At 68.7% G+C, this 23,737-nt stretch carries 21 protein-coding genes; 11 read left to right on the top strand and 10 right to left on the bottom strand.

The annotated features are described in order from the left end of the window. Nucleotides 1-56 precede the first annotated feature (56 nt). Nucleotides 57-1,376, bottom strand: a complete 1,320-nt coding sequence (locus ACQPY0_RS44015; RefSeq protein WP_432974843.1) for an extracellular solute-binding protein — start codon at nt 1,374-1,376, stop codon at nt 57-59. Between the two features lie 72 nt (nt 1,377-1,448). Here ACQPY0_RS44015 and ACQPY0_RS44010 point away from each other — a divergent pair, with 72 nt between their 5' ends. Both ACQPY0_RS44010 and ACQPY0_RS44005 read left to right on the top strand, forming a co-directional pair. Next, on the top strand, nt 1,449-2,627 hold the full coding sequence (locus ACQPY0_RS44010; RefSeq protein ID WP_432974841.1) for an ROK family transcriptional regulator: 1,179 nt from the start codon (nt 1,449-1,451) through the stop codon (nt 2,625-2,627). Further along, nucleotides 2,624-3,475 (top strand): LacI family DNA-binding transcriptional regulator, encoded by an 852-nt coding sequence (locus tag ACQPY0_RS44005; protein ID WP_432974839.1) that lies wholly within the window; start codon nt 2,624-2,626, stop codon nt 3,473-3,475. Before ACQPY0_RS44010 ends, ACQPY0_RS44005 begins: the two co-directional genes overlap by 4 nt. Before the next feature lie 106 nt (nt 3,476-3,581). Here ACQPY0_RS44005 and ACQPY0_RS44000 read toward each other — a convergent pair whose 3' ends face one another. Next, complete coding sequence (locus ACQPY0_RS44000) at nt 3,582-4,811, bottom strand: hypothetical protein (RefSeq protein WP_432974837.1); 1,230 nt, start codon at nt 4,809-4,811, stop codon at nt 3,582-3,584. 270 nt (nt 4,812-5,081) lie between these two features. Here ACQPY0_RS44000 and ACQPY0_RS43995 point away from each other — a divergent pair, with 270 nt between their 5' ends. Beyond that, nucleotides 5,082-5,609, top strand: coding sequence for a hypothetical protein (locus ACQPY0_RS43995; protein WP_432974835.1), 528 nt, complete (start codon nt 5,082-5,084; stop codon nt 5,607-5,609). 291 nt (nt 5,610-5,900) lie between these two features. Here ACQPY0_RS43995 and ACQPY0_RS43990 read toward each other — a convergent pair whose 3' ends face one another. Next, on the bottom strand, nt 5,901-6,881 hold the full coding sequence (locus ACQPY0_RS43990; RefSeq protein ID WP_432974833.1) for an SDR family NAD(P)-dependent oxidoreductase: 981 nt from the start codon (nt 6,879-6,881) through the stop codon (nt 5,901-5,903). A gap of 185 nt (nt 6,882-7,066) precedes the next feature. Between ACQPY0_RS43990 and ACQPY0_RS43985 the strand changes: the two genes are divergently transcribed. Continuing rightward, nucleotides 7,067-7,522 (top strand): MarR family winged helix-turn-helix transcriptional regulator, encoded by a 456-nt coding sequence (locus tag ACQPY0_RS43985; RefSeq protein WP_432974831.1) that lies wholly within the window; start codon nt 7,067-7,069, stop codon nt 7,520-7,522. Nucleotides 7,523-7,544: 22 nt separating this feature from the next. Here ACQPY0_RS43985 and ACQPY0_RS43980 read toward each other — a convergent pair whose 3' ends face one another. Genes ACQPY0_RS43980 through pdhA form a run of 3 tightly spaced genes read right to left on the bottom strand, consistent with a single transcriptional unit; the run spans nt 7,545 to nt 10,823 of the window. Then, the gene (locus ACQPY0_RS43980; RefSeq protein WP_432974829.1) at nt 7,545-8,717 is read right to left on the bottom strand and encodes a dihydrolipoamide acetyltransferase family protein; all 1,173 of its coding nucleotides are present in this window, start codon (nt 8,715-8,717) and stop codon (nt 7,545-7,547) included. Between the two features lie 22 nt (nt 8,718-8,739). Beyond that, nucleotides 8,740-9,738 carry an alpha-ketoacid dehydrogenase subunit beta gene (locus ACQPY0_RS43975; RefSeq protein ID WP_432974827.1) on the bottom strand — a complete coding sequence of 333 codons (999 nt, stop codon included), beginning with the start codon at nt 9,736-9,738 and terminating at the stop codon, nt 8,740-8,742. Then, entirely contained in the window at nt 9,735-10,823 is a 1,089-nt protein-coding gene (pdhA, locus tag ACQPY0_RS43970; RefSeq protein ID WP_432974825.1) for a pyruvate dehydrogenase (acetyl-transferring) E1 component subunit alpha, read from the bottom strand. Before pdhA ends, ACQPY0_RS43975 begins: the two co-directional genes overlap by 4 nt. Before the next feature lie 145 nt (nt 10,824-10,968). Here pdhA and ACQPY0_RS43965 point away from each other — a divergent pair, with 145 nt between their 5' ends. Then, on the top strand, nt 10,969-11,586 hold the full coding sequence (locus tag ACQPY0_RS43965) for a TetR/AcrR family transcriptional regulator (protein ID WP_432974823.1): 618 nt from the start codon (nt 10,969-10,971) through the stop codon (nt 11,584-11,586). Between the two features lie 66 nt (nt 11,587-11,652). Here the strand turns inward: ACQPY0_RS43965 and ACQPY0_RS43960 are convergent, their stop codons facing one another. The 3 genes from ACQPY0_RS43960 to ACQPY0_RS43950 all read right to left on the bottom strand — a co-directional run bounded on the left by ACQPY0_RS43960 (nt 11,653) and on the right by ACQPY0_RS43950 (nt 14,837). Beyond that, nucleotides 11,653-12,132 carry a hypothetical protein gene (locus ACQPY0_RS43960; protein ID WP_432974821.1) on the bottom strand — a complete coding sequence of 160 codons (480 nt, stop codon included), beginning with the start codon at nt 12,130-12,132 and terminating at the stop codon, nt 11,653-11,655. Nucleotides 12,133-12,240: 108 nt separating this feature from the next. Then, the gene (locus ACQPY0_RS43955) at nt 12,241-12,705 is read right to left on the bottom strand and encodes a hypothetical protein (RefSeq protein WP_432974819.1); all 465 of its coding nucleotides are present in this window, start codon (nt 12,703-12,705) and stop codon (nt 12,241-12,243) included. Nucleotides 12,706-12,812: 107 nt separating this feature from the next. Continuing rightward, the gene (locus ACQPY0_RS43950; protein ID WP_432974817.1) at nt 12,813-14,837 is read right to left on the bottom strand and encodes an ABC1 kinase family protein; all 2,025 of its coding nucleotides are present in this window, start codon (nt 14,835-14,837) and stop codon (nt 12,813-12,815) included. Nucleotides 14,838-14,884: 47 nt separating this feature from the next. Between ACQPY0_RS43950 and ACQPY0_RS43945 the strand changes: the two genes are divergently transcribed. Further along, nucleotides 14,885-15,223 (top strand): hypothetical protein, encoded by a 339-nt coding sequence (locus tag ACQPY0_RS43945; RefSeq protein WP_432974815.1) that lies wholly within the window; start codon nt 14,885-14,887, stop codon nt 15,221-15,223. 132 nt (nt 15,224-15,355) lie between these two features. On the opposite strand, the gene ACQPY0_RS43940 is transcribed toward ACQPY0_RS43945, so the two are convergent. Beyond that, nucleotides 15,356-16,366 (bottom strand): LacI family DNA-binding transcriptional regulator, encoded by a 1,011-nt coding sequence (locus ACQPY0_RS43940; protein ID WP_432974813.1) that lies wholly within the window; start codon nt 16,364-16,366, stop codon nt 15,356-15,358. Between the two features lie 351 nt (nt 16,367-16,717). On the opposite strand from ACQPY0_RS43940, the gene ACQPY0_RS43935 reads away from it, so the two are divergent. The 5 genes from ACQPY0_RS43935 (at nt 16,718) to ACQPY0_RS43915 (ending at nt 23,725) form a co-directional block, all read left to right on the top strand. Next, nucleotides 16,718-18,043 (top strand): ABC transporter substrate-binding protein, encoded by a 1,326-nt coding sequence (locus ACQPY0_RS43935; RefSeq protein ID WP_432974811.1) that lies wholly within the window; start codon nt 16,718-16,720, stop codon nt 18,041-18,043. A 21-nt stretch (nt 18,044-18,064) separates the two neighbouring features. Next, on the top strand, nt 18,065-19,009 hold the full coding sequence (locus ACQPY0_RS43930; protein WP_432974809.1) for a carbohydrate ABC transporter permease: 945 nt from the start codon (nt 18,065-18,067) through the stop codon (nt 19,007-19,009). 38 nt (nt 19,010-19,047) lie between these two features. After that, nucleotides 19,048-19,854 (top strand): carbohydrate ABC transporter permease, encoded by an 807-nt coding sequence (locus ACQPY0_RS43925; RefSeq protein WP_432974807.1) that lies wholly within the window; start codon nt 19,048-19,050, stop codon nt 19,852-19,854. A gap of 62 nt (nt 19,855-19,916) precedes the next feature. Further along, on the top strand, nt 19,917-21,224 hold the full coding sequence (locus ACQPY0_RS43920; protein WP_432974805.1) for a glycoside hydrolase family 1 protein: 1,308 nt from the start codon (nt 19,917-19,919) through the stop codon (nt 21,222-21,224). Next, nucleotides 21,221-23,725, top strand: a complete 2,505-nt coding sequence (locus tag ACQPY0_RS43915; protein ID WP_432974803.1) for a glycoside hydrolase family 78 protein — start codon at nt 21,221-21,223, stop codon at nt 23,723-23,725. Before ACQPY0_RS43920 ends, ACQPY0_RS43915 begins: the two co-directional genes overlap by 4 nt. The last annotated feature ends 12 nt before the right edge of the window (nt 23,726-23,737 follow it).

Raw genomic sequence — 23,737 nt, 5'->3', positions numbered from 1 at the left:
ATGGTGCCGGGCAGGTCGGCGGAGGTGATGGTGTCGCGGTGTGCGTGCGTTGCTGATCAGCCGTTGGTCGCGACGGCCTGCGCCCACCTCGCGTCGAGGCTTTCGAAGTAACTCTGTTTGGTCCCCGACGCTGCGCCGCGCGCCACGTCGATGAGCTTCTGCAAGATCGTCGGGTCGGCGAGGAACTGCAGGCCCGCGGCCTTCGAGAGCTGCTGATACTTCTCCGACGGGGCGATCTCGACGTACTGGACGCCGAGCTTGGTGTACTCATCGAGGATCGCTGGGGCCTTCGCCGTCTTGAGCGGCGGAATCTCTCCGATCGCGTTCGCGAATCCGGACTCGTCCAGGTAGAAGTCGACCCACTTGCGGGCGGTCGCCTGACACTTCGAGTGCTTGTTGATCGCGACTTGGTAGTCACCGACGATCTGCGCCTGGTACTTGCCGTCCTTCTGGATGGGCAGCGGCCAGAAACCGATATCGGAGGCCGGTAGGCCGGCGGTCGTGGCGGCCTGCTGAGCCTGAGGCACCGCGAACTGCGCGAGCGGGATCACTGCGATCTTCCCGCTGGCGAGCATCGTGAGGGACGTCGGCCAGTCCGTCGTCGCGGGGTCGGCCTCCGTCAGCCCATCGTGCACGGCATCGAACAGGATCGAGCCGGCGACGTTCAGCTCGGAGCCGTTCTCGTAGAGCGACTTGCTCTTGGTCCGGTCGATGTAGGTGTCGGCTCCCTTGATCAGGCCGTCGAACATGACCCAGCCCTGAAGCGGCCAGCCGTCGTGGTAGTTGGTGTAGAGCGGGACCGCGTCCGTCTTCGCCTTGATCGCCTGGAGCGCGCTCATGAATTCCGCGGGCGTCTTGGGCGGCTCGGTGATGCCGGCCTTCTTCATGACCTCGGTGTTGATCAGGAGGCCACCGGCGAGGCCCGCGAACGAGATGCCGTAGACCTGCCCCTCATAGGAGCCGTTGCCGGTGAAGTGGTACTTGCTGCTCAGCGATGCCTCGGACCCGAGCGGCGTGAAGAAGGCTGGGAACTGCGACGGCGTGATCGACTGCGGGATGTTCAGAACGTCGCCGTAGTTCTTCGAGTTCAGTCGCGTACGGACGTCGTTGGCGTAGTCGGCGATGCCCTGGATCTTGACCTTGACCTTCGGATTGGCCTTCTCGAAGACCTTCGCCTCCGCGGCCAGGTTCGTGTCGACCTGATCCGTCCGGTTGGTGAGGACCGTGATGGTGGAGCAGTCGCCCGTGTCCGTGGTGGGGATCGCCGAGTTGCTGGAGTTGCCGGAGCACCCAGCGAGGACCAGCGTCGCGGCCGATATCGAGGCAAGCCCTCCGAGCATCCATCCTCTATGATGCATGTCACTCCCTAACTTCATCCAGTGAACTAAGTAAGTGCCGCTAGTATGAGCTGGCCCGGCAGGGGAGTCAAGCCGGTCGTAGGGAGCAGGATGAAGACGATTGATCCTCTGAGCACGCCCAGTCACCGTCGGCTTTTGGGTCTCATTCGGCAGGCCGGCCCGATCAGTAGAGTCGAGCTGTCCGCCCTCACGGGGCTCGCGGCCGCCTCGATCACCAACATCGTCCGCGATCTGCTGGGGCACGGGTTCGTGCTCGAGTCCGGTCAGGCCGCTTCGACCGGTGGCAAGCCTCGCACGCTCCTCGAGATAGCCGCAGCATCCGTACACGCGGCGGGAGTGCACATCGAGTCACACGGCGTCACGTACGTGGTCACCGACATGGCCGGGGCTCTCGTCGGGCGGCAGCGAACGCCCCCGCTTGCGCTGGGCCCGCAGGACGCCGAGGAGATCGCCCGCGAAATCGATGCGCTCCTGCGACGCCTCGGAGTCGCCCGGTCGACCCTCGTCGGTATGGGCGTCGTCGTGGCGTCGACCGAGTCCCCCGCGGCTCAGGGGCGTCCACCGCTCGCCGAGTTCATCACCACGCTCAGCGATCTCACCGGTCTGCGGGTCGTCATCGACAATGACGCGACGGCCGCGGCAATCGGTGAGCACTGGGTGGCCGAGCCAGGTCAGCGCGGCACGTTCGCCTGCGTCTATATGGGCCCCTCGATCGAGTCGGCGATTTTGTATGAAGGCATGCCGCTGCGAGGGAGTCGCCCGACCGCGGGGGCCCTGGGACACGTCACCGTGGATCGGAATGGTCCGGCCTGCTGGTGCGGCAATCGCGGCTGTGTCGACCTGTACGCCGGCGTGGAAGCGACCCTGCGCGCGGCTGCCGATGCGGGGATCTCTTCCGAAGTCACGGTTCCTGGCGCTACCGATCTCCGGCAGTTCGATGAACTCGCGCGGAAGGCGATGCACGGGGACCCGCGAGCCGAGGCGGTCGTCCGCTACTCTGCCGAGGCTCTCGCAGATGCGGTCGTCACGTTGGCCAACATCAGTGACGTGGATCGGATCGTGCTTGCGGGACCGTGTTTCGCAATCGCCGGCTCGGCGTACATCCAATCGCTCAACTCGACTCTGTCGCGTCGTGCCTTTGCCCGCGACACCCACGAAGTGAAGGTCGCGCTCGCTACCGACGTGCGCGGCGCGGTCGCGATCGGCGCTTCCGCCCTCGCGCTTCAAGACGCGTTGTCCGTCAAACCTCTCGAGGCGAGGCGCCCATGACCAGTCGCACGATCGTCGGGATGGTCCTTGTGCGGCCGACGGGCCGGCTTGGGTCTGAGCCGTACTTCTATGAGCTCATCGCCGGCATGGAGAACGTGCTGATCGCCGCGGGCGCCACTTTTGTGGTCCACGTCGTCGACGACCTTGAGCAAGAGCTCGACGTGTACCGAAGGTGGTCGACAGAGAGATCCGTCGACGCTGTCATGCTCGTCGATCTGATGGTCAACGATCAACGACCGGCAACCCTGCGAGAACTCGGCACACCGACACTCGTTCTCGGCAACCCTTCGGTTGGCGAAGGATGTCCGACGCTCTGGTACGACGACGACTTCGCAATCGCCCTTGCCGTCGAATCCATCGCGGCTCGAGGCCACCGATCGATCGCCCGAGTCAGTGGCCCGAGGACGCTTCTGCACACCAAGACTCGCTCGGCCGCATTTCAGCGGGAGTGCGAGAGCCGGGGCATCAGCTGGTCGGAGCGGGAGGGGGACTACTCCCAACGCGCCGGCGAGATGGCCGCCCGGCACATCATCTCGTCCGACGATCCTCCGACCGCGATCGTCTTCGACAACGACCTCATGGCGCTTGGAGCGTTAACGGCACTGACCAAGCTCGGAGTGCGGATCCCGGGAGAGTTGTCGCTGGTCGCATGGGACGACTCCCCCCTATGCCAACTCTCGGATCCGTCTCTGTCGGTGATCGCGCAGGACGTGCAGAGGGTCGGAGAAATCGCCGCGGGCGTGCTGCTCGACTACTTGGGAGGGGCGCCGGCCCGAGACGTCGTAACTCCGTTCCCGGCTTTCGTGCAACGCCAGACGACAGCTGCCCCCAGGACCTCGGACCGATAGGCGTCGCTGCTGCGCGCCGCGCTCGAGACGCTGGCCTCGGCATGAGGCGAGCCGGATCGCGGGAGATCCCCGTGACCCGGCTCGCCCGCATCGAGGCGACGGCTACCTACGGGAAGGACGCCCGCATGCTGTCGGTGATCGAGCCGCAGCTGTAGCCCCAGACCGCGGGTCTGACCGTCGCGAAGCCGTGGTTCAGGATGACCGCCGACTTGCCGCACACGCCCTGCCCGGGGCCGAAGACCGAGTAGAGCTGAGCGTCGTACTTGGCGTTGCCCGACGTGACCCGCGCCCACTCGACGACGTTGTAGACCAGGTGGCGCAGGGCCGGGAACGAGAGGTTGAGGGTGCCCGTCTCGACCGTGGGGAGGTTGCCGGTGAGCGGGTTGGCGGTCGCGTTCGGCGTGACGGCGATGTTGACGTAGCTGTGCAGGTGGGCGCCGTGGCGCCGGTCGTTGTGGCCGTTGCGCTGGCCGGCCCAGCTGCCGATCGAGAACGGGACGATGCCGTAGGTGTCGTTCTGCAGGACCGTGCCGTCGTTCTCCTGGACGGGCGTGCCGCCGTAGGTGGTTGCGGTCCAGGCGCGGTCGTGCACCCACGTGGGGAGGGTGCCGCTCATGCCCATGGCGGTCATCCAGTGGCCGCGGATGCTGAAGGTGTAGGAGGCCTGCGGCGCCGGGAGGTACAGGTGGATCGGCGTCGCGCCGCCGGCGCACGGGGTGGCGTTGCACTGCGGGTCGTAGGTGGTGCCGCCGACGGTCACCGGCAGGCCGTCGCGGTACAGGCGCTGCAGCTGGCCCGGGCCGGAGTAGGCGTTGGCCGCGTCGTAGGTGAGGTGGTTGTAGTTGTCGGCGGTGGCGTCGCCGTAGTGCTGGCTGGCGAAGGTGACGCCGTCCTCGGCGAACGGGATGAAGACGTACTTGCCGGTGTTGGACTGGTTGCCGCTGGGCAGGATCGACGCCCGGGCGAAGTCGACGCAGCCGGGCTCGGGCAGGTCTGTCTGGTCGGGGAACGCGATGACGCCCGAGTCGCCGGACGACTGGCGCAGCGCGGTGATGCCGTCGCCGATGGTGTTCGGCCGCGTCATGGTGCAGCCGGCCTTCGGGCTGATCGCGTCGCGGACGGCGCCGCTGGCCGGGTTGGTGGCGTTGTAGGAGCCGACGATGCCGAGGCCGATGGCGTCGCCGATGCCGTTCATGACGTCCTGGGTGGTGTTGTCGCCGACGCCGACCACGTCGCCGACCGGGTCGGCGGCGGCCGAGGCGGTCGTCACGGTGAGGATGAGGGCCACCGCTACGGCGATGGTCAGTGAACCCCGAACGAGCTCTGGTCTCTTCACGCGCCACAGTGTTTCGGTGCGGGGTCGCGCGCTGATGGCGCCTCGCGATACTTTCGGCTACGCCACAGTTACAGAGCGGGTAGTGGATCGGGAGGCGGTGGACGGGTGCGCTGGCCGCCCACGGCAGCGATGCGATGACGGCCTACAAGGCGTGGAATTTCGGCGCGAACGAGAGCCTGCGCGCGGGGTCTCGTTGCGGGAACCCGGCCGAGGCGGCCGGGTATGGTACCGCCCGTGAACTCGCGGTAGTGGGGGCGTGGAGGAAACGTGGTGACCCGCCGGATAGACCGGATAGACCGGATCGTCGTCGCGGCCTTCGTGGTACGCCAGCTCGCTCACGACGGCAAGGCCCGTGATCCGCGGGCGTATCCGGTGTCGGTGACGGAGGTATCGCTCGACGAGGCGCTGCAGCGTGCCGCGATGACGCTGCCGTCCTGTGCCGGGAACGGCCTTCGCTACGGGCTGTTCGACAACGGGTTCGGGTACTACTACACGATTCTCCTGCAGTTGGAGGCGCCGGAGGATTGCGTCAACGACTTCCTGGCCGTCAACCACCTGGTGACCCTTGCGCAGCAGTCGCGCCTCGGCGGGGTTTCGGCGGAGAAGCCGCTGCCCCGCCGAAACGACTGGATGGACGGCAAGCCGGTCCGGGCCGTCGGGTGGGATCTGGGCGCCGACCAGCCGTTCCAGAAGTTCTCCGTCAGAAATGAGCAGAGGTACGGCATGTCCGTTCTCGCGCAGCACATCCCGGGCACATCGGCTGTCCGCGCGTACGTCTACGCATCCCACGGCGGGTGAGGGTGTTCCGGTAAGCGCGGCCGGGCGCTGGTGCGGCGACGCGCCGCCAAGCCGGTGACGAAACGGCCAGCGTCACCCGGATTGATGCGCCGCTGGGCCAAGGTCGCGGCCATCGAGGACCTCGATGTCAATGACGGCCGTCGCGGACGGATCCAGGCTCAGCCAGATGACGTCTACGCAGCAGGCGGACAATGTCCGCGGCGAGCTCCGGGAAGGCATCTGCCAAACGCGGGTTCCGGCGCACAGTCATGACGCCGCGGTCGGTGTGCCGTGAGCGCATCGCCGCCGAGGTTACCTTGCTTCAGGTTCGAGGAGCTGCTGGGTTTCGTGCCAGAGTCTGGCCTGTAGGTTGGGGTCGTTCCCGGGTGGGGTGGGCTGGATCTGGCGGGTTCCGCGGATGGTGTAGTAGCCGCCGGAGCGTCCGGTGAAGCCGGGGTCGGTGGCGAGGGCGACGATGAGGCCAGCGCCCCGGACGGGGTCGCCGATCCCGAGTCGGGTGAGAACTTTCTCGAGGACGCCGGCGAAGCGCAGTTCGCGGCCGAGGCCGGTGGTGTTGAATCCGGGGTTGAGGCAGTTCGCGGTGATGGTGGTGCCGGCCAGTCGACGGGCGAGTTCCATCGTGAACATGATGTCGAGCAGTTTCGTCTTGCCGTAATGCTCGGATGATCCGCGTGCGGTGAACGGGATCGTCTCGGTGAGATCCTCTGGGATGTGGAGGGTTCCGTGGCGGCGGGAGGCTTCGGAGGCGACGTTGACGATCCTGGCGGCAGGGGCCCGGTGCAGGGCGGGCAGCAGCGCCCGGGTGAGCAGCCAGGGGGCGAGGTAGTTGACGGCGACCATCTCCGGGTAGCCGTCCGGGGTGGTGCGCGGCTGGAAGGCGTGGATGCCGGCGTTGTTGACGAGCACGTCGATGTGATCATAGCGGTCGGCGATCTCGTGGCCGATGCGCCGGACGTCGTCGAGCTGGGTGAAGTCGCCGAGGAACACGTCGACGCGATCGGCGCCGATCCCCTGGCGAGTCTGCTCGGCCTTGTCCCGGCTGCGGGCGGTGATCACGATGCGGGCGCCCTGCTGGGCGAGGGCGACGGCGGCGAGGCGGCCGAGTCCGTTGGTGGCGCCGGTAATGACGATCGTGGATTCCATGACGGTCCTGTCCAAGGGTCGCGGGGACGGAGGCTGTTCGGTGACGAAGGTGTGCTTGGCGCCGGCCGCAGGGTCGGCGAGGGCGGCCGAGGCGTTGCCAACGGTCGCGTTGACGGTCGCGGTGACCAACAGGCCGAGCCCGACCAGCGTGAGCCCAGATCGTCGTGGCCAATCCCGGCCTCAGCGCCCCGAGGGTCACCGCCGGCAGCGGCAACCTGCGGTGTTCACGTCTCCGAGCAAAATCCGTAGCCACGGGCAGCGCCGCGCAAAGTAGTTTGTATATACCCACTACTGTACTCGCGTATGGTGGAGATATGCAAACTACTTCGGGTGGGGGCGAGAGTCGGCTCGAACTCGAGCTGGCCCTCGGTGAGCAGATCAACGCCCTCGTCAGCGCGACCCGGGCGCTGAGTGAGCGCAGCGCCGCGCACTTCCACTCGCATCTGCAACCAGCCGCATTCCACATCGCGCGGTGGCTCTACGCCTTCGGACCCGCACGGCCCAGTGAGGTCGCCGAGGCGGTCGGCATGGACCGCAGCTCCACCAGCACCCTGATCGGCAAGATGCGATCACTCGGCCTGCTGGACGCCTCACCGGCGCCGGACGACAGGCGCAGCATCATCGTCCAACTGAGCGCGGAAGGCCGGGAACGGGTCGCGGCGACGCTCGAGGAGCGCGGCAAGGAGTTCTACGCCCGCACGCGGGACTGGTCGACCGACGACCTCGCCCGCCTTGTCGAACTCCTTGGGCGCCTTACGTCCGAGCGGTGATCCGAGACGGGATGCGGGCCCGTCAGGCGACGATCCGCAGAGGGTGTTCGAGCAGGTCGGTGAGGGTGGCGAGGAATTGGGCGGCGAGTGCGCCGTCGATGATGCGGTGGTCGGCGGTGAGCGTGTACCGCATGCGCTTGCGTGCCGTGACGGTCTCTCCTTCCAGAGACAGTTCTTCCCTCGCGGCGCCGACGGCGAGGATCGCACCCTGGGGCGGGTTGACGATCGCGGTGAAGTGCTCGATGCCGTACATGCCGAGGTTGCTGATCGTGAACGTGCCGCCGCTCATTTCCTCGGTCGTCAGTCTCCGGTCCGAGGCCTTGCTGACGAGGTTTCGCGTGGTGGCGGAGATCGCCGTGACGGCGGCGCGGTCGGCGTCCCGGACGACGGGGACGACGAGTCCGGCTGGGGAGGCGACGGCGATGCCGACGTGGATGCGCTGGTGGATGAGGGTCTGCCCGCGCCCGTCGGGGGCGTAGGAGGCGTTCACGCCGGGGTGGGCACGCAGGGCGAGCCCGACCGCGCGGACGAGGAGGTCGTTGACGCTCACCTTCGTACCCGTGCCGGAATGGACGTGGTTGATCTGGGCGCGCAGGGCCAGGAGGTCTTCGACGTCCGCGGACGCGGTCGCGGTGAAGGTCGGGATGGTGGTGCCGCTTTCGGTCAGCCGCGCGGCGACGGCGTGACGGATCGCGTCGAACGGCGTCGGCTGCGGCTCACGCGGGTCCGAATCGGCCCGCGCAGGCGTGGGCGCGGCGCGAGGTACCGTCGGCGCCTTGTTCGTGGACTCGGCACGGTGGGCATCGAGGTCGGCGCGGATGATGCGTCCGCCGGGCCCGGTCCCGGGGACCGCCGCGAGGTCGATGCCGCGTTCCCGGGCGAGCTTGCGCACGAGCGGCGTCGCGGCCCGGCGCTGCGGCCGCACGCTGGAACTCGGCGCCCTGGCGGCCGGGGTGCCGGTTGCGGTGTCGAGGCGGGCGATGGGTGCGCCGATGGGGACGTTCTCGCCGGTGGGGACGAGGATTTCGGCCAGGGTGCCGGCTTCGTAGGCTTCCTGTTCCATGACGGCTTTGTCGGTCTCGATCTCGACGAGGACGTCGCCGGGAGCGACGGGGTCGCCGGGCTGCTTGTGCCAGGCGGCGATGGCGCCTTCGGTCATGGTGTCGGACAGGCGTGGCATGAGGATTTCGATCATGATCGTGTCCTTCTGGGGCTTGTCAGATCGGGCGGCGCCGGGTGACGGCGTCGAGGGTTTCGCGGATGGCGGTGATCGCGTCGTCGGCCGAGGGCAGTGCGGCGGTTTCCAGGGATTTGGCGTACGGGAGGGGGACTTCGGCCATGGCGACGCGCCGGACGGGGGCGTCGAGCCAGTCGAACGCACCGTCGGAGATGGTCGCGGCGATCTCGGCGCCGATCCCGTAGGTGAGCCAGTCGTCTTCGAGCACGACCGCGCAGCTGGTCTTCTTGACCGAGGCGATGATCGTGTCGCGGTCGAGGGGGCGCAGGCTGCGCAGGTCGACGACCTCGACGTCGATATTCTCGCCTTCGAGGTGTTCGGCGACCTGGAGGGCGACAGCGGCCATACGCGAGTAGGCCACGACGGTGACGTCGGCGCCGTGACGGGTGATGGCGGCCTTGCCGATCTCGGCGGGCTCGTCGTGGTCGGGGACCTCGCCGATGGTGTTGTAGAGCGCGAGGTTCTCCAGCACGAGCACCGGGTCGTCGTCGCGGATCGCGGCGAGCATGAGCGCCTTCGCGTCGGCCGGGCTGGACGGGGCGACGACCTTCATGCCGGGCACGAACGCGTAGTAGAGCTCGATGTTCTGCGAGTGGGTGGCGCCGAGCTGCTGCCCGCCACCGCCGGGGGTGCGGATCACCAGCGGCACTCGCGCCTGGCCGCCGAACATGCCGTAGATCTTCGCGGCGTGGTTGACGATCTGGTCGAGCGCGAGCAGGGAGAAGTTGATCGTCATGATCTCCACGACCGGCCGCAGTCCGAGCATCGCCGCGCCGATCGCGGCACCGGTGAAGCCCTCCTCGGCGATCGGGGTGTCCCGGACCCGCTTGGGACCGAACTCGGCGAGCATGCCCGCGGTGATCTTGTAGGAGCCCTCGAACAGCCCGATCTCCTCGCCGATCAGGAACACGTCCTCGTCACGTAGCATCTCGCTGCGCAGTGCGTCGTGGAGGGCCTGGCGGTAGCTGATCACACTCATGCCGACACTCCCGGGAACTCCACAGTGGTCGGTCTCGGCGGTGCGGGGAACAAAGCATCTCCGGGCAGGCGGCGCGAGTCGTTCGGGACCGGCGTGGCGTAGGTGTAGTCGAACAGGGTCGCCACATCCGGGTGCGGGCTCGCATCGGCGAACTCGACCGCGGCCGCGACCCGGGCCATCGCCTCGGCGTCGATCCGGGCGATGAGCTCGTCGGTGGGCAGCCCCTGCTCGTGCAGGCGCACGGCGTATGCCGCGACCGGGTCGGCCGCCTTCAGCGCCTGGGCTTCCTCGCGGCTGCGGTAGCGGGCCGGGTCGACGACCGAGTGTCCCCTGAGCCGGCCCGACACGGTCTCCAGCAGGTACGGCTTGCCATCTCGTGCACTGGCCAGCGCGATCTGGGCGGCTTCGTGCACCGCGGCGGGGTCGTTGCCATCCACCCGGGCCGAGGCCATCCGGTACGACGCGGCGCGCTTGTGCAACTCCGGTTCAGCCGAGGACCGCTCGACGGTGGTGCCCATCCCGAGCCCGTTGTTGACCACCACGTACACGATCGGCAGTCCCCACAGGGCCGCGATGTTCAACGACTCATGGAACGCGCCGATGTTCGTCGTCCCATCACCCATCAGGCACACGACTGCCCCGGGGCCGCCGCGGTAGTCGATCGCCAGCGCCGCACCGGTCGCCAGCGGCACCTGACCACCGACGATCCCGTAACCGCCCATGAACCGGGACGCGATATCGAACATGTGCATCGACCCGCCCCACCCGCGGGAAACCCCATCGGTGCGGCCATACAGCTCGGCCATCACCCGCGCCGGATCGATCCCGCGGGCGATCGCGTAGCCGTGCTCCCGATAGTTCGTGAACACATAGTCATTCGCATCGAGCGCCGCCATGAGGCCGGCGACGGTGGCCTCCTCGCCGAGGTTCAGATGGCAGTAGCCTCCGACCTTCGCCTCGGTGTAGGCGCGGGCCGCGCGCTCCTCGAAGCGGCGAATCAGCACCATCTGCCGGTAGAACCCCAGCAGCTGCTCATCCGTCGGTGCGGCGGCGGTCGGGCGCGGGGTCCTGGTTCGCGAGGGCATATGGGTTCTCCTTCTCGCCCAGACGTACCGCAGGCGAGAGCTGATCTGTCCGGATCGACCCGCGGGGCGGCAACCTATAATGAAACGAAGTTCGGTTCATTATAGGATCGCCGTGGAGTGGTTGTCGATCACGAGGAGGCCGCCGATGGCGAACCAGACTCCTTCCGCGCCGCGCAAGCGAGGGCGCCCGACCCAGGCTGAGCGTGCTCAACGTCGCGACGACATCCTGGATGCGGCGGTTCGCCTGTTGGTCGCCGGCGGGTTCAGTCAGGTCACGCTCGATGACATCGTCGCCGAGGCGCATGTGGCCAAGCGCACGATCTACGGCTACTTCGGCGACCGCACCGAGATCTTTCTCGCCGCGGTCGAACGGCTACGGGACCGCACGACCGGCCTTCCTGCCGAGGAGGACTCGCTCGCCGGGCTCGCTGCGAAGATCGTCTTTGCGCTGCATTCCGATGAGGCGATCGGGCTGCACCGGTTGATGATCATCGAAGCCCATAGCTTTCCGGACCTGGCGAAGCGCTTCTATCGAGACGGGCCCCAGGCCTACGTCACGGCGCTGAACGAACGGCTCCCCGAGCCCGACCCCGAACAGGCCCAGGCGCTGTTCACGCTGCTGCTGGGCGAGCCGCACCGGCAGCGCCTGCTCGGGCTGCGCCCCGCTCCCGACCGCGCCGAGGCTGCCGCCCACGCGCAGGGCGCGCTCGCCCAGCTCGGCCTCACCGGTGACCTGGGCCGAGTCGAACGCAACCGCGGTTGAGGATGCTGTCCGCCACGCGTACTCGTGGAACCACGGCGACGTGGCGTCGGGAGTCGGGAGCCGGGCCTAACGTTCCAGGCCCTCCCAGCAGGCATCGTTGCTCCAGCAGAAGTTCAGCGGCTGGGCGAAGCCGTGGCCGCCGACCTTCAGGGCGCGGTCCATCGCGGCGAACAAGTCACGCTGGGCGAGGCTCCAGTGCTCCATGTCGTGCTGAGCGCCGGCGGCGACGGGGGTCGTCCCCTCGGGCGGGAAGAGGTAGCCGGCGCCGTAGTTCCAGCCGTACAACCGGTAGCGCACCGTTCCGGCGGCGTCGACGACCTCGGCCGCCTCGACCTCGTTCTCCTCGTCGGACAGGACGTCGTCGAGGTCCAGTCCTTGCCAGACGAAGCGCAACTGCTCGACCTCAGCCGGCAGGAGGTCGCCGACAGACACTGGGAGGCGACGGTTGGCGATCGTCAGATTCGACGCGCTCGGGGGCGGGCACGGCGTGGCCGCTTCCCGGTCGGCGATGATGCCCGCAACCTGTTCGCGATAGGCGTCGTTCACGACACCGCAGCGTAGTTCCGGCGCGCAAGATCGTCCGCCCGGTATTCGACGGAGCGCACGACGAGCCGGGCGCCGACGGCTCCTATGTGGACGTCCCGGGGCGGCGCGTCAGCCGCGCTGGCGCGCCGCCACCACCGCGCCGTGCAGCGTCTCGTGGAACGTCCGGCCCGCCGGGTCGTCGCCGAGCGCGAGGTACCAGGACACGGCGCGGCCGCCGTCCCACCGCGCCTCGACGCTGACCCCGGTGTCGATGACGAGCTGCGGGTCGTCGCGCCGGATCGCGGCGATGTCGGCCAGGCGGGTGGACTTCACGACGATGCCGCGCTCGGCGCCGGAGGTGAGCACGATCAGGGCGTGCGGCAGCAGCAGCCCGATGGTGCGGTGCTCGCGCTCGCCGCGGCCGAACAGCCCGCGTCGCTTGAGGCTGACTGATCGCACCTCGACGCAGGCCACCGGGGCGACGGCACCGAGCAGCCGCTCCTCGGCGTGGTGCTCGACGGCCTGGCGCAGGACGGGGTCGAGGTCGGCGTAGGCGAGGGCCCGGCTGCTGCGGTCGTACAGGCGCATGGTCACGGGTGGTATGGTCCCGCCTTCGCACCGATCACGCCGTCACAAGACGGACATCGTGACCGAGGGTTTACCCTTGCCTCCGGCGCCGGCGTGATCCGAGGGGACGGTGTTCAGGGCCGGCTGTGGCGATCGTTCTGGGTGAAGACCTTGAGGACCGAGCGCAGCCCGAGGACGAACCCGAACAGCGCCAGGCCGAAGCCGAGCAGGGTGTTGAGGCGCGTCTGCGGGGTGACGAAGGGCCCGTTGTCGGCGACGATCAGCAGCACGGCGGCGAGGATCGCGCCGACGGCGACGACGGAGGCGACGACGTCGTTGAGCCGGCCACGGATCCACCTGCGGTCGTCGGGGTCCGCCACCGGACGTACCCGCACCGCGAACGTCCCTTCGGCCAGCGCGGCCGTGGTCCGCTCGACGCGTGACGGGAGCCGGTGCAGCGAGGCGGCGAAGACGGAGCCTCGCGCCTTGGCGAGGTCGGCGATGCGCTGCGGGGCGAGCATCCGGGCGGTGATGTCGGCGGCCGCGTGCTGCGCCGCTGCGATCAGCGAGAAGCTCGGGTCGACCGCGACGAGCGACTCCTCCACGGAGGCGATCGTGCGCAGCGCGGCGGCGACCTGGGGCGGGAGGGTCAGGGCGTGGCGGCGGATGACGTCGAAGAGGTCGGCGAACAGGTCGGCACCCGCGTCGGTCCGGTAGCGCAGTGTCGTGATGACCTGCCCGATTTCGCGCCGCAGCGTCGTGACGTCGGTGTCGGTGGGTGAGCCCATGACCATCAGCAGCGCATCGGTCGCCGCCACGTTGTCGTCGATGCCCACCGCGTAGAGCAGGGTCGCGAGCAGCTGCCTCGTCTCCGCGTCCAGCACCCCCACGGAGCCGAAGTCGAGCAGTCCGATGCGGCCGTCGCGCAGCAGCAGCACGTTGCCGGGGTGGAGGTCCGCGTGGAACACGCCGTGGACGAGAACGCCGTCGAGGACGATGCGGAACAGGGTCTGCGCCAGCGCGGAGCGGGCCTCGGCGTCGAGGGATTGGAGCCCGCTGTCCGGGTCGGTCAGCGGGCGGCCGTCGAGCCGGCTCAGCACCATCACCCGCGAGGTGCTGACGTGCTCGTACACGCTGGGCACGACGACCGCTGGGTTGCCGGCCAGTGACGCGGCGACCATGCGGAGGTTGGTGGCCTCGACGCGGTAGTCCAGCTCCTGGCGCAGCGACTCGGCGAACCCGGCGGCGAGGTGGGACAGGCCCATCTGCCGGGCCCAGTCGGCGCGCACCTCGACGGTGCGGGCCAGCCGCAGCAGGATGTCGCTGTCGACCCGCACGCTGTCGCGAGCTGCGGGACGCTGTACTTTCACGACGACCGCGGTGCCGTCGACCAGGCGCGCGTGATGCACCTGCGCGACCGAGGCCGCGGCGAAGGGCTCCGGGTCGAAGTCGGCGAAGTGCTCACTCAGGGCTCCGCCCAGCTCGGCCTCCAGGACGTGCTCGACGGTGCCCGCCGGCTCCGGCTTCGCGCTGCTCTGCAGGCTGCTCAACGCCGTGACGTAGGGCAGCGGCAGCAGGTCACGGCGCGTCGAGAGCATCTGGCCCAGCTTGATGAACGTGACGCCGGCCTCGTTGATGGCACCGACCAGCGCATGGGCCGAGTGGGCGTGCGTGCCCGGGTTGTCCCGCCCGCCCCTGATGAATCGTGCGAGCCCGTACGAGGACAGGATGCGCATGATCCTGAGGTAGCGCCGGACCCGGCGGCGAGCACGGACGGCGTCACGTGCCCACCGGACCGGGTTCCGGACGGTTCCGGTCGGCCAGAGCGCCTCGGACGCCACCAGCGCCGCGACGCCGAGCGCGAAAGCCCAGCCGAACGCGAGCAGGACGAACGCCGTTGCGACCGCCCACGACACGGCGAGGGTGCCGTCCGCATCGCCCAGCCCTGCCGACTCGGCGACCCGGGTCGTCAAGGGCGAGCCGCCCAGGAAGACCGCTACGGCGACGACCAGGATGCGGGGCCAGCCGACGGGCGCTCCGAGCGCGTTGCGGACGACCGCCCTCAGCAACGCCCCGAAGAGCACGACGACCACGGGGGTCGCCAGGGCCATCATCACGCCGCCGACCCCTTCCCGCACTCCGGCCGGCGGCACGATCATCGAGCCGGGCCTGGCCCAATCCTAAATCAGCGGCGTACCTTCGATGTATGCAACGGTGGACGACACGGGCCATGACACCGGCCGAGCGTGCGGGTGCCGTCGTGGCGGCGGTGCTGTGCGCCGGCCTGAGCACCGTCGGCGCGCTGATACTGCTCGGGGTGGTGCCGGTCGCCGGTTGGGGCGCCGGGACACTCGCCGGCAAGGCTGTCTGCGGCGGGCTCTTCACCGTCCTCGGCCTGGCCGGCCTGGCGGGAGCCGTCAGCCATGCCCGGTCCGGCCGGGTCACCGTCGCCCCTGACGCGCCTTCGCCCGACCCGTTTCCCGCCTTCGGCCTCGGCATCGACGGGCCGGGCGGTCGCGAGCCGCACAGTGGCGGCGAGCTCTGACCGGCGCCGTGGCGCAGGGATACCAGCACTCGCCGGCCGGCAAGCCCGACCTCGCCTGCCCCGTACTCGACGGCATCATGAACCGCCGTCGTTCCGTCTTCGCTTGACAGTCCCCGAGCCGGGAAGCAAGGTTCAGCGCCCTGCCGCAGCGGGTGCGCCGGAGGATTGGCGCACGACGAGTTCGGTTGCCAACTGAATATGCATGCCGAGTGGATTCTGGCCGTTGATCAGCTGCATGAGCATCGTTGCCGCTGTCGACCCCATCGTCGAGAGCGGCTGGCGTACGGTCGTGAGGCCGGGGGAGACCAGCTTGGCGGCGTCGACGTCGTCGAAACCGACGATCGACAGGCCGTCCGGCACCGGAACCTTCAGGGCGTGAGCGGCTTGCAGGGTCCCGAACGCAAGCCGATCGTTGAACGCGAAGATGGCGGTGGGCGGGTCCGGGCGGCGTAGGAGGTCCAGCGTCGCCTCGTACCCCCCGGCCGATTCGGTGTATCCGCTCACGCGAACGAGGCTGGGGTCGAGATCTATCCCGGCTTGTTCGAGTGCTTCTCGAGCACCGTGCAGCCGCTCCTTGGTGCTGAAGAAACCGGACTCACCCGTGATCATCGCGATCCGGCGGTGGCCCAGCTCCAGCAGATGCTCGACTGCGTGACGAGCACCCAGGGCATGGGTGGCGGTGACCCAGGGCATGGGAGCCGTCACCTGGTCGATGGGGTCGATGATCACGAACTTGAAGCCGCTGTCGTAGAGGGCGGATATCTCCCGGTTCGACTCCGCCGGGAGCAGAATGAGTGCGCCGTCGACCCCCATCCTCATGAACCCCTGTATGGCATCGCTTTGCCGGTCTCGCTCGTGCTGGGTGGTCTCCAGGACCAGGCTCAGCCCGGCATCGTGGATCACCTGCGCGGCGCCGGCCAGGATCCGCGCGAAGTACTCGGCCTCGATGCGCGGCAACGTCACCGCGATGCGCCCGGTCTGGCCGGTCGACAGCGCCCGCGCCGGCTGGTTGCCGGTGTAGCTGTGCTCGCGAGCGAGTCGTGCGATGGTGGATCGGGTGGCGGCCGACACTCCGGGCTTCCCGCTCAGCGCGCGGGACACGGATGCTACCGATACGCCGGCCATGCGGGCGAGGTCCTGCATGGTGGCGGGTTCGTCCCGAGTCATCCGCAGCTCCCGTCTCATGGTTGGCACCGCCGGCCCGCAGAGCGCCGGGCGGCCATCCGCGCAAGCGGTTACGCAAAGCTTGCCACAAGGTCCGATTGACCCGGCAACTGCGTCACGCACCTGAGTTTTGCTGGTTGGCCGATCGTTGACGTCGCTCGCGGGACGGTGATACGTTCCACTCCACGCAAGCGATTACGTAAGGTTTGCGTGGCACGTAGCACTCGCCGCCACGAGTTGCTGCGGTGGATCGCGCACTGGCGTGGTGATCGCTGTCTACGCGGCTCGTGGCTACCCATGACCGGGATCAGCAACGACCAGGGAGACGCGATGAAACGTTTCACGCGTGCGGCAGCCGTTCTGACCGCCGTCGGCCTCGCCCTTACGGCCTGCTCGGCGCACAACAAGGCCGGCGGTGGGGACGGTGCGGTGGCGGCCGACGGGACGGCCAAGGTCAAGGCGAAGGAGCTGACCGTCTGGACCAGCACCGCCGACCAGGCGTACGTCCGCAACGCATACAAGAACTTTGAGAAGGCGTTCGGCGTCAAGGTGAACCTCGTCGAGATCACCGCGGACGGTCTCGAGAATCAGGTGCAGACCAGGTGGGCCAGCGGCGACCGCCCGGACCTGCTGGAGTACCACGCCACATCGTTGTTCTGGGCGCTCAACCCGGCCAAGAACATCATCGAGATGTCGAACATGCCCTACGTCAAACGCTCCGGGGCGTTGTACAAGACCGCGGGCTCGCTCGACAGCAAGATCTACGCCGCGATCACCGTCGGTCCAGGGCTGTTCGGGATGTACTACAACAAGAAGGTGCTGGCCGAAGCCGGTCTCAGCGCTCCCAAGACCTTCGCGGACCTGGAGCAGATCTGCGCCACCCTGAAGCAGAAGGCGCCCGGCGTGGCGCCGATCTACGAGGCCGGCGGGTCGCAGTGGCCGACGCAGATCCAGATCCTCATGAACCTCGCCGGCGCCGAGAAGGACCGCAACTACTCCGGAGAGATCCTCGCCAAGAAGGCGACCCTCGACGACCCCGCGGGTCCGTTCGTCGCCGCGCTCACCCAGTACAAGAAGCTGCAGTCGATGGGCTGCTTCAACACTGACGCGACCACGGCCAAGTCCGAGCCGTCCTTCAAGGCGCTCGCGGACGGCGCGGCGGCGTTCCTGCCGCAGTCCACGAGCTCGCTTCCTTCGCTGACCGCCGTGTACGGCGGCGACATCGCCAAGACCAGCGCCGCGATCGGCTGGGCGTCGCCGTCGGCGAACAGCACGACGTCCGCCTGGTCGCCGTCCTTCAACGGCACGTGGTACGTGCCGAAGACGGGTAACGCCGATCGGGAGAGCACCGCGCTGGCGTTCATCCAGTGGATCACCACGGACGGGTACCAGAACTATCTGACCGAGACGAAACGGTTCCCGGCATTGTCCGGCGCCCAGGCCGCGACGCCGACCGGGATCGAAGAGGACTTCGCGAGGGCCTACGCGAGCGACAAAGCCCTCGCCGTCAACGCCAATCTGGTCGGCTTCAGCGCCCAGTTCCCGACCTTGATGAGCGGCCTTCTCAGCGGGCAGTACACGCCCGCCCAGACCGGTCAGCTCGCCCAGAAAGCCTTGGAGCAAGGGGCGAAATCGGCAAAGCTGACCGGCTGGTAGACGACTGCGAGGAAGCCCACGATGGCCTACACGACCAGCGACACCACGCTGGCGGCGGGCGGAACCGAGTCCGTTCCGGCCCGCCGGCGTGCGCACCACCGCAAGATTCGACAGGTCGGGTGGTGGCCGTTCATTGTTCCGGCCTTCGCCCTGGTGGCGGGATTCTTCACCGTGCCGTTCCTGCTCAACCTTCGCTTCGCATTCACCGACTGGAGTGGATATTCGGACGTCATCTCCTTCAACGGACTGGAGAACTTCCGGGGTCTCATCGCCCAGGACATCCTGTGGCCGGCCGTGAAGGTCACGTTGCTGTACGCGGTGGCGGCCATGCTCATCCAGAACGTGTTCAGCCTGTCCATGGCGCTGGTGTTGCAGCGCTCGAACCGGACGAACGGGTTCTTCCGATCCCTGTTCTTCCTTCCGGTGCTGATCGCCCCGGTGGCCGCCGGCTACATCTGGGGCGCCATCCTCGCGCCGCGCGGGCCGCTGAACAAGTTCATCTCGCTGTTCGCCGACGGGTTCGACTACGCCTGGCTGGGGCATGCGACCAGTGCGCTGATCAGCCTGGCATTCGTCGACGCGTGGAAGTGGAGCGGCCTCATCACGCTGGTGTACATCGCCGGACTCAACAACATCCCGGAGTCGCTCACCGAGGCGGCGACGGTCGACGGCGCGAACGCCTGGCAGCGATTCTGGCGGATTCGGTTCCGGCTCCTGGCGCCCGCGTTCACCTTCACCGTGGTCGTCACGATGCTCGGGGCCATCAACGCCTTCGACCTCGTCGCGGCGACGACGCGCGGCGGTCCGGGGACCGCGACCACGGTGCTCAACATCGCCATGTTCAACCAGTACGGCAGCGGCTTCTTCGGCATGGCGAGCTCGCTGAGCCTGGTCGTGACGGTGCTGGTCATCGTGCTCGGGCTGCCGCTGATCGCGTACCTGCGACGCCGGGAGGTCGAGGCATGAGCAAGGGTCCTTCGGGACGCCGGCGGGCCGGCGCGCGCGTGGCCGTGCTCAGCCTGATCGCCCTGCTCTGGGTTGTGCTACCGCTGTGGATGCTCCTGGTGAACTCGGCGAAGCCGCTGGAAGAGGCGGCGTTGCTGGGGCTGGAACTGCCGAAGAAGTGGGCACTGGGGGCCAACTACTCCTTCGTCATCAATGAGGGCCACTTCGGAAAGGCTCTCGTCAACAGCCTGACAGTCGTCGTGCCCACGATCGCCGTCATCGTCGTGCTCGGTGCGATGGCCGCGTGGGCCTATGCGCGGTCGCGTTCGATGACGGCGCGGGTCGCGTACAACATCACGGTCCTGTCCATCGTGCTGCCGGCCGCCATCCTCCCGACGATCTACGAACTGCAGACCCTCGGGATCGACGGCACCAGATTCGGTTACTTCCTGGTGATGGCGGGGACCCGCATGGGCAACGTCGTGTTCCTGGCCACCGGTTTCATCAAATCGGTGCCCCGGGACCTCGAGGATTCGGCATCCATCGACGGCGCCGGGCGGCTGCAGATCTTCATCCGGATCATCTTCCCGCTCGCCGTTCCGGTGCTGCTGGTCGGCTCGGTGATCCTGATCATTTCCACCTGGAACGAGTTCTTCTTCGCGGGGTTCCTGCTGCAGGGTTCGGATCGGGCGACGCTGCCGCTGGCGCTGTACCACTTCGCGTCGGCATCGGCGGACCAGCCGGTGCTGCGCTGGAACGTCATCTTCGCGCATGTCGTGCTGACGAGCATTCCGCTCGTGCTGGCGTATCTGTTTGTCCAACGGCGCGTCGTGTCCGGTCTGTCGGCCGGCGCGATCAAGGGGTGAGGCTCGGTGATGCGGGTTGCGTGGCAATGTCGTTCGGCTCGGGCGGAAGGGGATAGGTCGCGATGAGCACCGATGCTGAAGTGGCCGGCGGCCGGCCCGAAGTCGCGGGAGATGCGGGCGGATCGTCGCTGACAGTGCGCGACGCCTTCCCGCCGGGTTTTTTCGTCGGTGCGGCCACGGCCGGCCACCAGATCGAGGGCGGCAACGTCGCGAGTGACTCCTGGGCGCTCGAACACGTGCCCGACACCGTGTTCAGGCATCGCAGCGGGGATGCGGTGGATTTCTACAACCGGTGGCCGGAGGACGTGGCGATGGCTGCGGGACTGGGGTTGCAGGCCCTGCGGTTCAGCGTCGAATGGTCGCGCGTCGAACCGGTTCCCGGCGAGTTCTCACGGGCCCAGCTGGATCACTACCGGCGGCTGGCCGCCGCGTGCCGCGACGCCGGCCTGCGCACCGTCGTCACCTTCAACCACTGGACGACGCCGCTGTGGTTCGCCGCCGAGGGCGGCTGGACGAACCCCCACGCCGTCGAGCGCTTCCAGCGGTACGTGAACGTGGCGGCGGCCCACCTGGCGGGCGAGATCGACTGGGCCATCACGCTCAACGAACCCAATGTCGCGACCGTAGCCGCGGTCGGCGGCGGTGGCGTGGGCGGATCGGCGGTCGGCGACCTCGGCCGGGCGCTGGAGCACGCCAGTCGCCGGCATCCGGCCGCCACCGGCTCGTTCAAGCCGATGATGCTGTGGGAGGGCGACCAGCTGGGCCGGTACGCCGAGGCGCATCGGCGTGCCGTCGAGGCGATCAAGTCGCACGTCGACGCTCCGGTGGGCTGGTCGCTGGCGTGCGTGGACTACCAGGCCGTGCCCGGCTTCGAGGATCGCGCCGCAGCGGTGCGGGACCAGGCGGTCACGGCCTGGCTCGAGGTCAGCCGCGACGATGACTTCGTCGGGGTACAGAACTACACGCGGCGCCTCGTCGGCGCCGACGGCGTCGAGCGGCCGGCACCCGGTGCCCCGGTGGACGATCTCGGCTGGGAGCTCTATCCGCAGTCGCTCGCCAATGCCGCGCGGTACGCGGCGTCCGTCTCGCGGCGCCCGGTTGTGATCACCGAGCACGGCGTGTGTACCTTCGACGACTCGCTGCGGCTGCAGCACACCGGCCGGGCGCTGGAGCACCTCGCCGCGGCGGTGGCCGAGGGCCTCGACGTGCGCGGCTACTTGCACTGGACGCTGCTGGACGAGTTCGAGTGGTTCTCCGGCTACGACGTGACCTTCGGCCTCGTCGAGGTGGACCGGCATACGTTCGAACGCAAACCGCGCCCCTCGGCCGCATGGCTGGGTGGCGTCGCCGTGGGCAGGACGCGCCCATGAACGCCGGCTATCGGGACCGCGGCGCGGTATTCATCGGCGCGTGTGCCCGGCCGACGAGCGAGGACGGGGATCCGGCGGTCTACTTCCGGCGCGAGTTCGAGGTGGCGCGGGACATCGAGTCGGCGACGCTGTGGGTCACCGCGCTCGGCGTCGTGGAGCCCTATCTGAACGGCGCACGCGTCGGTGACGAGGTGCTCGAGCCAGGATGGACGTCGTATCGCCACCGCCTGCTGACCCGCCGCCACGACATCAGCGCCCTCGTGCGCCGGGGCGCGAACGCCTTCGGCGCGATCGTCGCAGAGGGCTGGGCAACCGGGCGGCTGGGCTACGAGGCGATCGCCCGGCGGCGCCAGTTCGCCGACCGGGTCGGGCTCTTCGCGGTGATCGAGCTGTGCTACCCCGACCGCCGCGACGTCGTCGTCACCGACGGGCGGTTCCGGGCGGGCGAGGGATCGGTGCGGGCGAACAGTATTTACGACGGAGTCACCATCGACGCCCGTCTCGAACCCGCCGGGTGGAACGAGCCCGGGTTCGACGATGGTGCCTGGGGCCAGGTGGAGGCGATCGAGTGGGATCCGGCCACGCTTTCGGACCCGGTCGCTCCCGCGATCCGGCGCATCGAGGAACTCGCGCCGCTGGACATCCGGCCCTCGCGGCGGGCGACGACGATCGTCGACTTCGGACAGAACATCTCCGGCTGGGTCCGCCTCCGGCTCACCGGACCGCGCGGACAGGTCGTCACCCTCCGGCACGCGGAGGTCCTCGTCGACGGGGTGCCGGACTACACCACCTTGCGCACGGCGCAGGCCACGGATCGCTATCTGCTGGCCGGCTCCGGGACCGAGGAGTTCGAGCCGCGGTTCACCTACCACGGGTTCCGCTACGCCGAGATCGAGGGCCTTCCGCACGCCCTCTCGAGCGACGATGTGCGCGCCGTGGTCGTCCACACCGACATGCGGCGAACCGGGTGGTTGCAGACCTCGGACGAACTCGTGAACCGCCTGCACGAGAACGTGGTGTGGTCGATGCGCGACAACTTCGTCGGGCTGCCGACCGACTGCCCTCAGCGCGACGAGAGACTCGGCTGGACCGGCGACATCAACGCGTTCGCGCCCACCGCAGCCTACCTCTACGACGTCTGCGACGTCCTGCGGTCCTGGCTCACCGACCTGGCCCTCGAGCAGCACGACCTGGGCTTCGTCCCGTACGTGGTCCCCGACGTGCAGCACAGCTACCGTGCTCCGACAGCACTGTGGAGCGATGTCGCGGTAAGCCTTCCCTGGGCCTTGTACTGGGAGTACGGCGACATCGAGATCCTGTCCCGGTGCTACGAGTCCATGGTGGCGTTCAGCCGCAGCGTGGAGGCGCTCCTCGACGAACGCGGCCTGTGGAGCTCGGGCTTCCAGTTCGGCGACTGGCTCGATCCCGCCGCCCCGCTGAGCAGTCCGCGGCAGGGAAGGACCGATCCGCAGCTCGTCGCCTCGGCGTACTTCGCAAAGGTCGCACGGGAGATGGCGGCCACCGCCCAGGCCCTGGGTCACTCACGCGACGCGCAGCACTTCGCCGCGCTCGCCGAGCGGGTTCGTGCGGCCTTTCGCGCCGAATATGTGACCCCCAACGGCCGGATCACCAACGAGAGCGCGACCGCGTACGCCCTCGCGATCCAGTTCCACCTTCTGGACCCGGGTCAACTGCCCACCGCCGGCCGGCGGCTGGCGGACATCGTGCGTCGCAACGGGGGCCGGATCTCCACCGGATTCGCCGGCACACCGCACGTCGCTCCCGCGCTCACCCGCACGGGGCACACGGATGCCGCCTATGCACTGCTGCTGCAGCGAGAGGCGCCGTCGTTTCTCTATCCCGTCACGCGAGGCGCGACGACGATCTGGGAGCGGTGGGACGCGATGCTTCCCGACGGCACCGTCAACCCCTCCGGTATGACGTCGCTCAACCACTATGCTCTTGGCGCCATCGCACACTGGCTGCACACTGTCGTGGCAGGCATCGAACCGACGAGCCCCGGCTACCGCACCGTACGCATCGCGCCCCAGCCCGGGGGCGGCCTCACCTACGCGAAGGCCGCGCACGACACGTCGTTCGGACGGCTGAAGGTCGAATGGCACCACGCAGACGGCACGATGGAGCTGGCAACGGTCGTCCCCCCGGAGACGACCGCGACCGTCGAGCTCCCGCTGCACCCGACCGAAGACGTGCAGCGGGTCGGTCCGGGGGAGCACCGCTGGACCTACCCGGTGCGCCGGCGACCGCCCGAGCTCACGCTCGACTCTCCGATCGAGGCGCTCGCCGGCGACGACGCCACCTGGGCCAGGATCGCCACGATCCTCCGGCAACACCTGCCCCACGTCTCGCCCGACGCCCTCGTCGAGCACCATGCCGCCATGCCACTGTCGGCGGTTCTGAACGACTTTTCCGCGCTCTCCGCCGGCGCCCGCGCGGAACTCGCCGCCGCGACACGACATTCGACGGCCGGCGGGGGTTAGCCGTGGCGGCGT

Origin of the sequence: Dactylosporangium sp. CA-233914, from assembly GCF_050942935.1 — a bacterium.
Classification (GTDB): Bacteria; Actinomycetota; Actinomycetes; order Mycobacteriales; family Micromonosporaceae; genus Dactylosporangium.
Note: the sequence above shows the minus strand (reverse complement) of the source record. Positions and strands in the feature narration are given on the sequence as shown.

Bases quoted from the DNA above. Each gene is read 5' to 3' on its own strand.
- ACQPY0_RS44015 (WP_432974843.1), bottom strand. From the start codon at position 1,376: ATGAAGTTAGGGAGTGACATGCATCATAGAGGATGGATGCTCGGAGGG.
- ACQPY0_RS44010 (WP_432974841.1), top strand. From the start codon at position 1,449: ATGAAGACGATTGATCCTCTGAGCACGCCCAGTCACCGTCGGCTTTTG.
- ACQPY0_RS44005 (WP_432974839.1), top strand. From the start codon at position 2,624: ATGACCAGTCGCACGATCGTCGGGATGGTCCTTGTGCGGCCGACGGGC.
- ACQPY0_RS43985 (WP_432974831.1), top strand. From the start codon at position 7,067: ATGCAAACTACTTCGGGTGGGGGCGAGAGTCGGCTCGAACTCGAGCTG.
- ACQPY0_RS43980 (WP_432974829.1), bottom strand. From the start codon at position 8,717: ATGATCGAAATCCTCATGCCACGCCTGTCCGACACCATGACCGAAGGC.
- ACQPY0_RS43975 (WP_432974827.1), bottom strand. From the start codon at position 9,738: ATGAGTGTGATCAGCTACCGCCAGGCCCTCCACGACGCACTGCGCAGC.
- pdhA (WP_432974825.1), bottom strand. From the start codon at position 10,823: ATGCCCTCGCGAACCAGGACCCCGCGCCCGACCGCCGCCGCACCGACG.
- ACQPY0_RS43965 (WP_432974823.1), top strand. From the start codon at position 10,969: ATGGCGAACCAGACTCCTTCCGCGCCGCGCAAGCGAGGGCGCCCGACC.
- ACQPY0_RS43950 (WP_432974817.1), bottom strand. From the start codon at position 14,837: ATGATCGTGCCGCCGGCCGGAGTGCGGGAAGGGGTCGGCGGCGTGATG.
- ACQPY0_RS43945 (WP_432974815.1), top strand. From the start codon at position 14,885: ATGCAACGGTGGACGACACGGGCCATGACACCGGCCGAGCGTGCGGGT.
- ACQPY0_RS43940 (WP_432974813.1), bottom strand. From the start codon at position 16,366: ATGCAGGACCTCGCCCGCATGGCCGGCGTATCGGTAGCATCCGTGTCC.
- ACQPY0_RS43935 (WP_432974811.1), top strand. From the start codon at position 16,718: ATGAAACGTTTCACGCGTGCGGCAGCCGTTCTGACCGCCGTCGGCCTC.
- ACQPY0_RS43930 (WP_432974809.1), top strand. From the start codon at position 18,065: ATGGCCTACACGACCAGCGACACCACGCTGGCGGCGGGCGGAACCGAG.
- ACQPY0_RS43920 (WP_432974805.1), top strand. From the start codon at position 19,917: ATGAGCACCGATGCTGAAGTGGCCGGCGGCCGGCCCGAAGTCGCGGGA.
- ACQPY0_RS43915 (WP_432974803.1), top strand. From the start codon at position 21,221: ATGAACGCCGGCTATCGGGACCGCGGCGCGGTATTCATCGGCGCGTGT.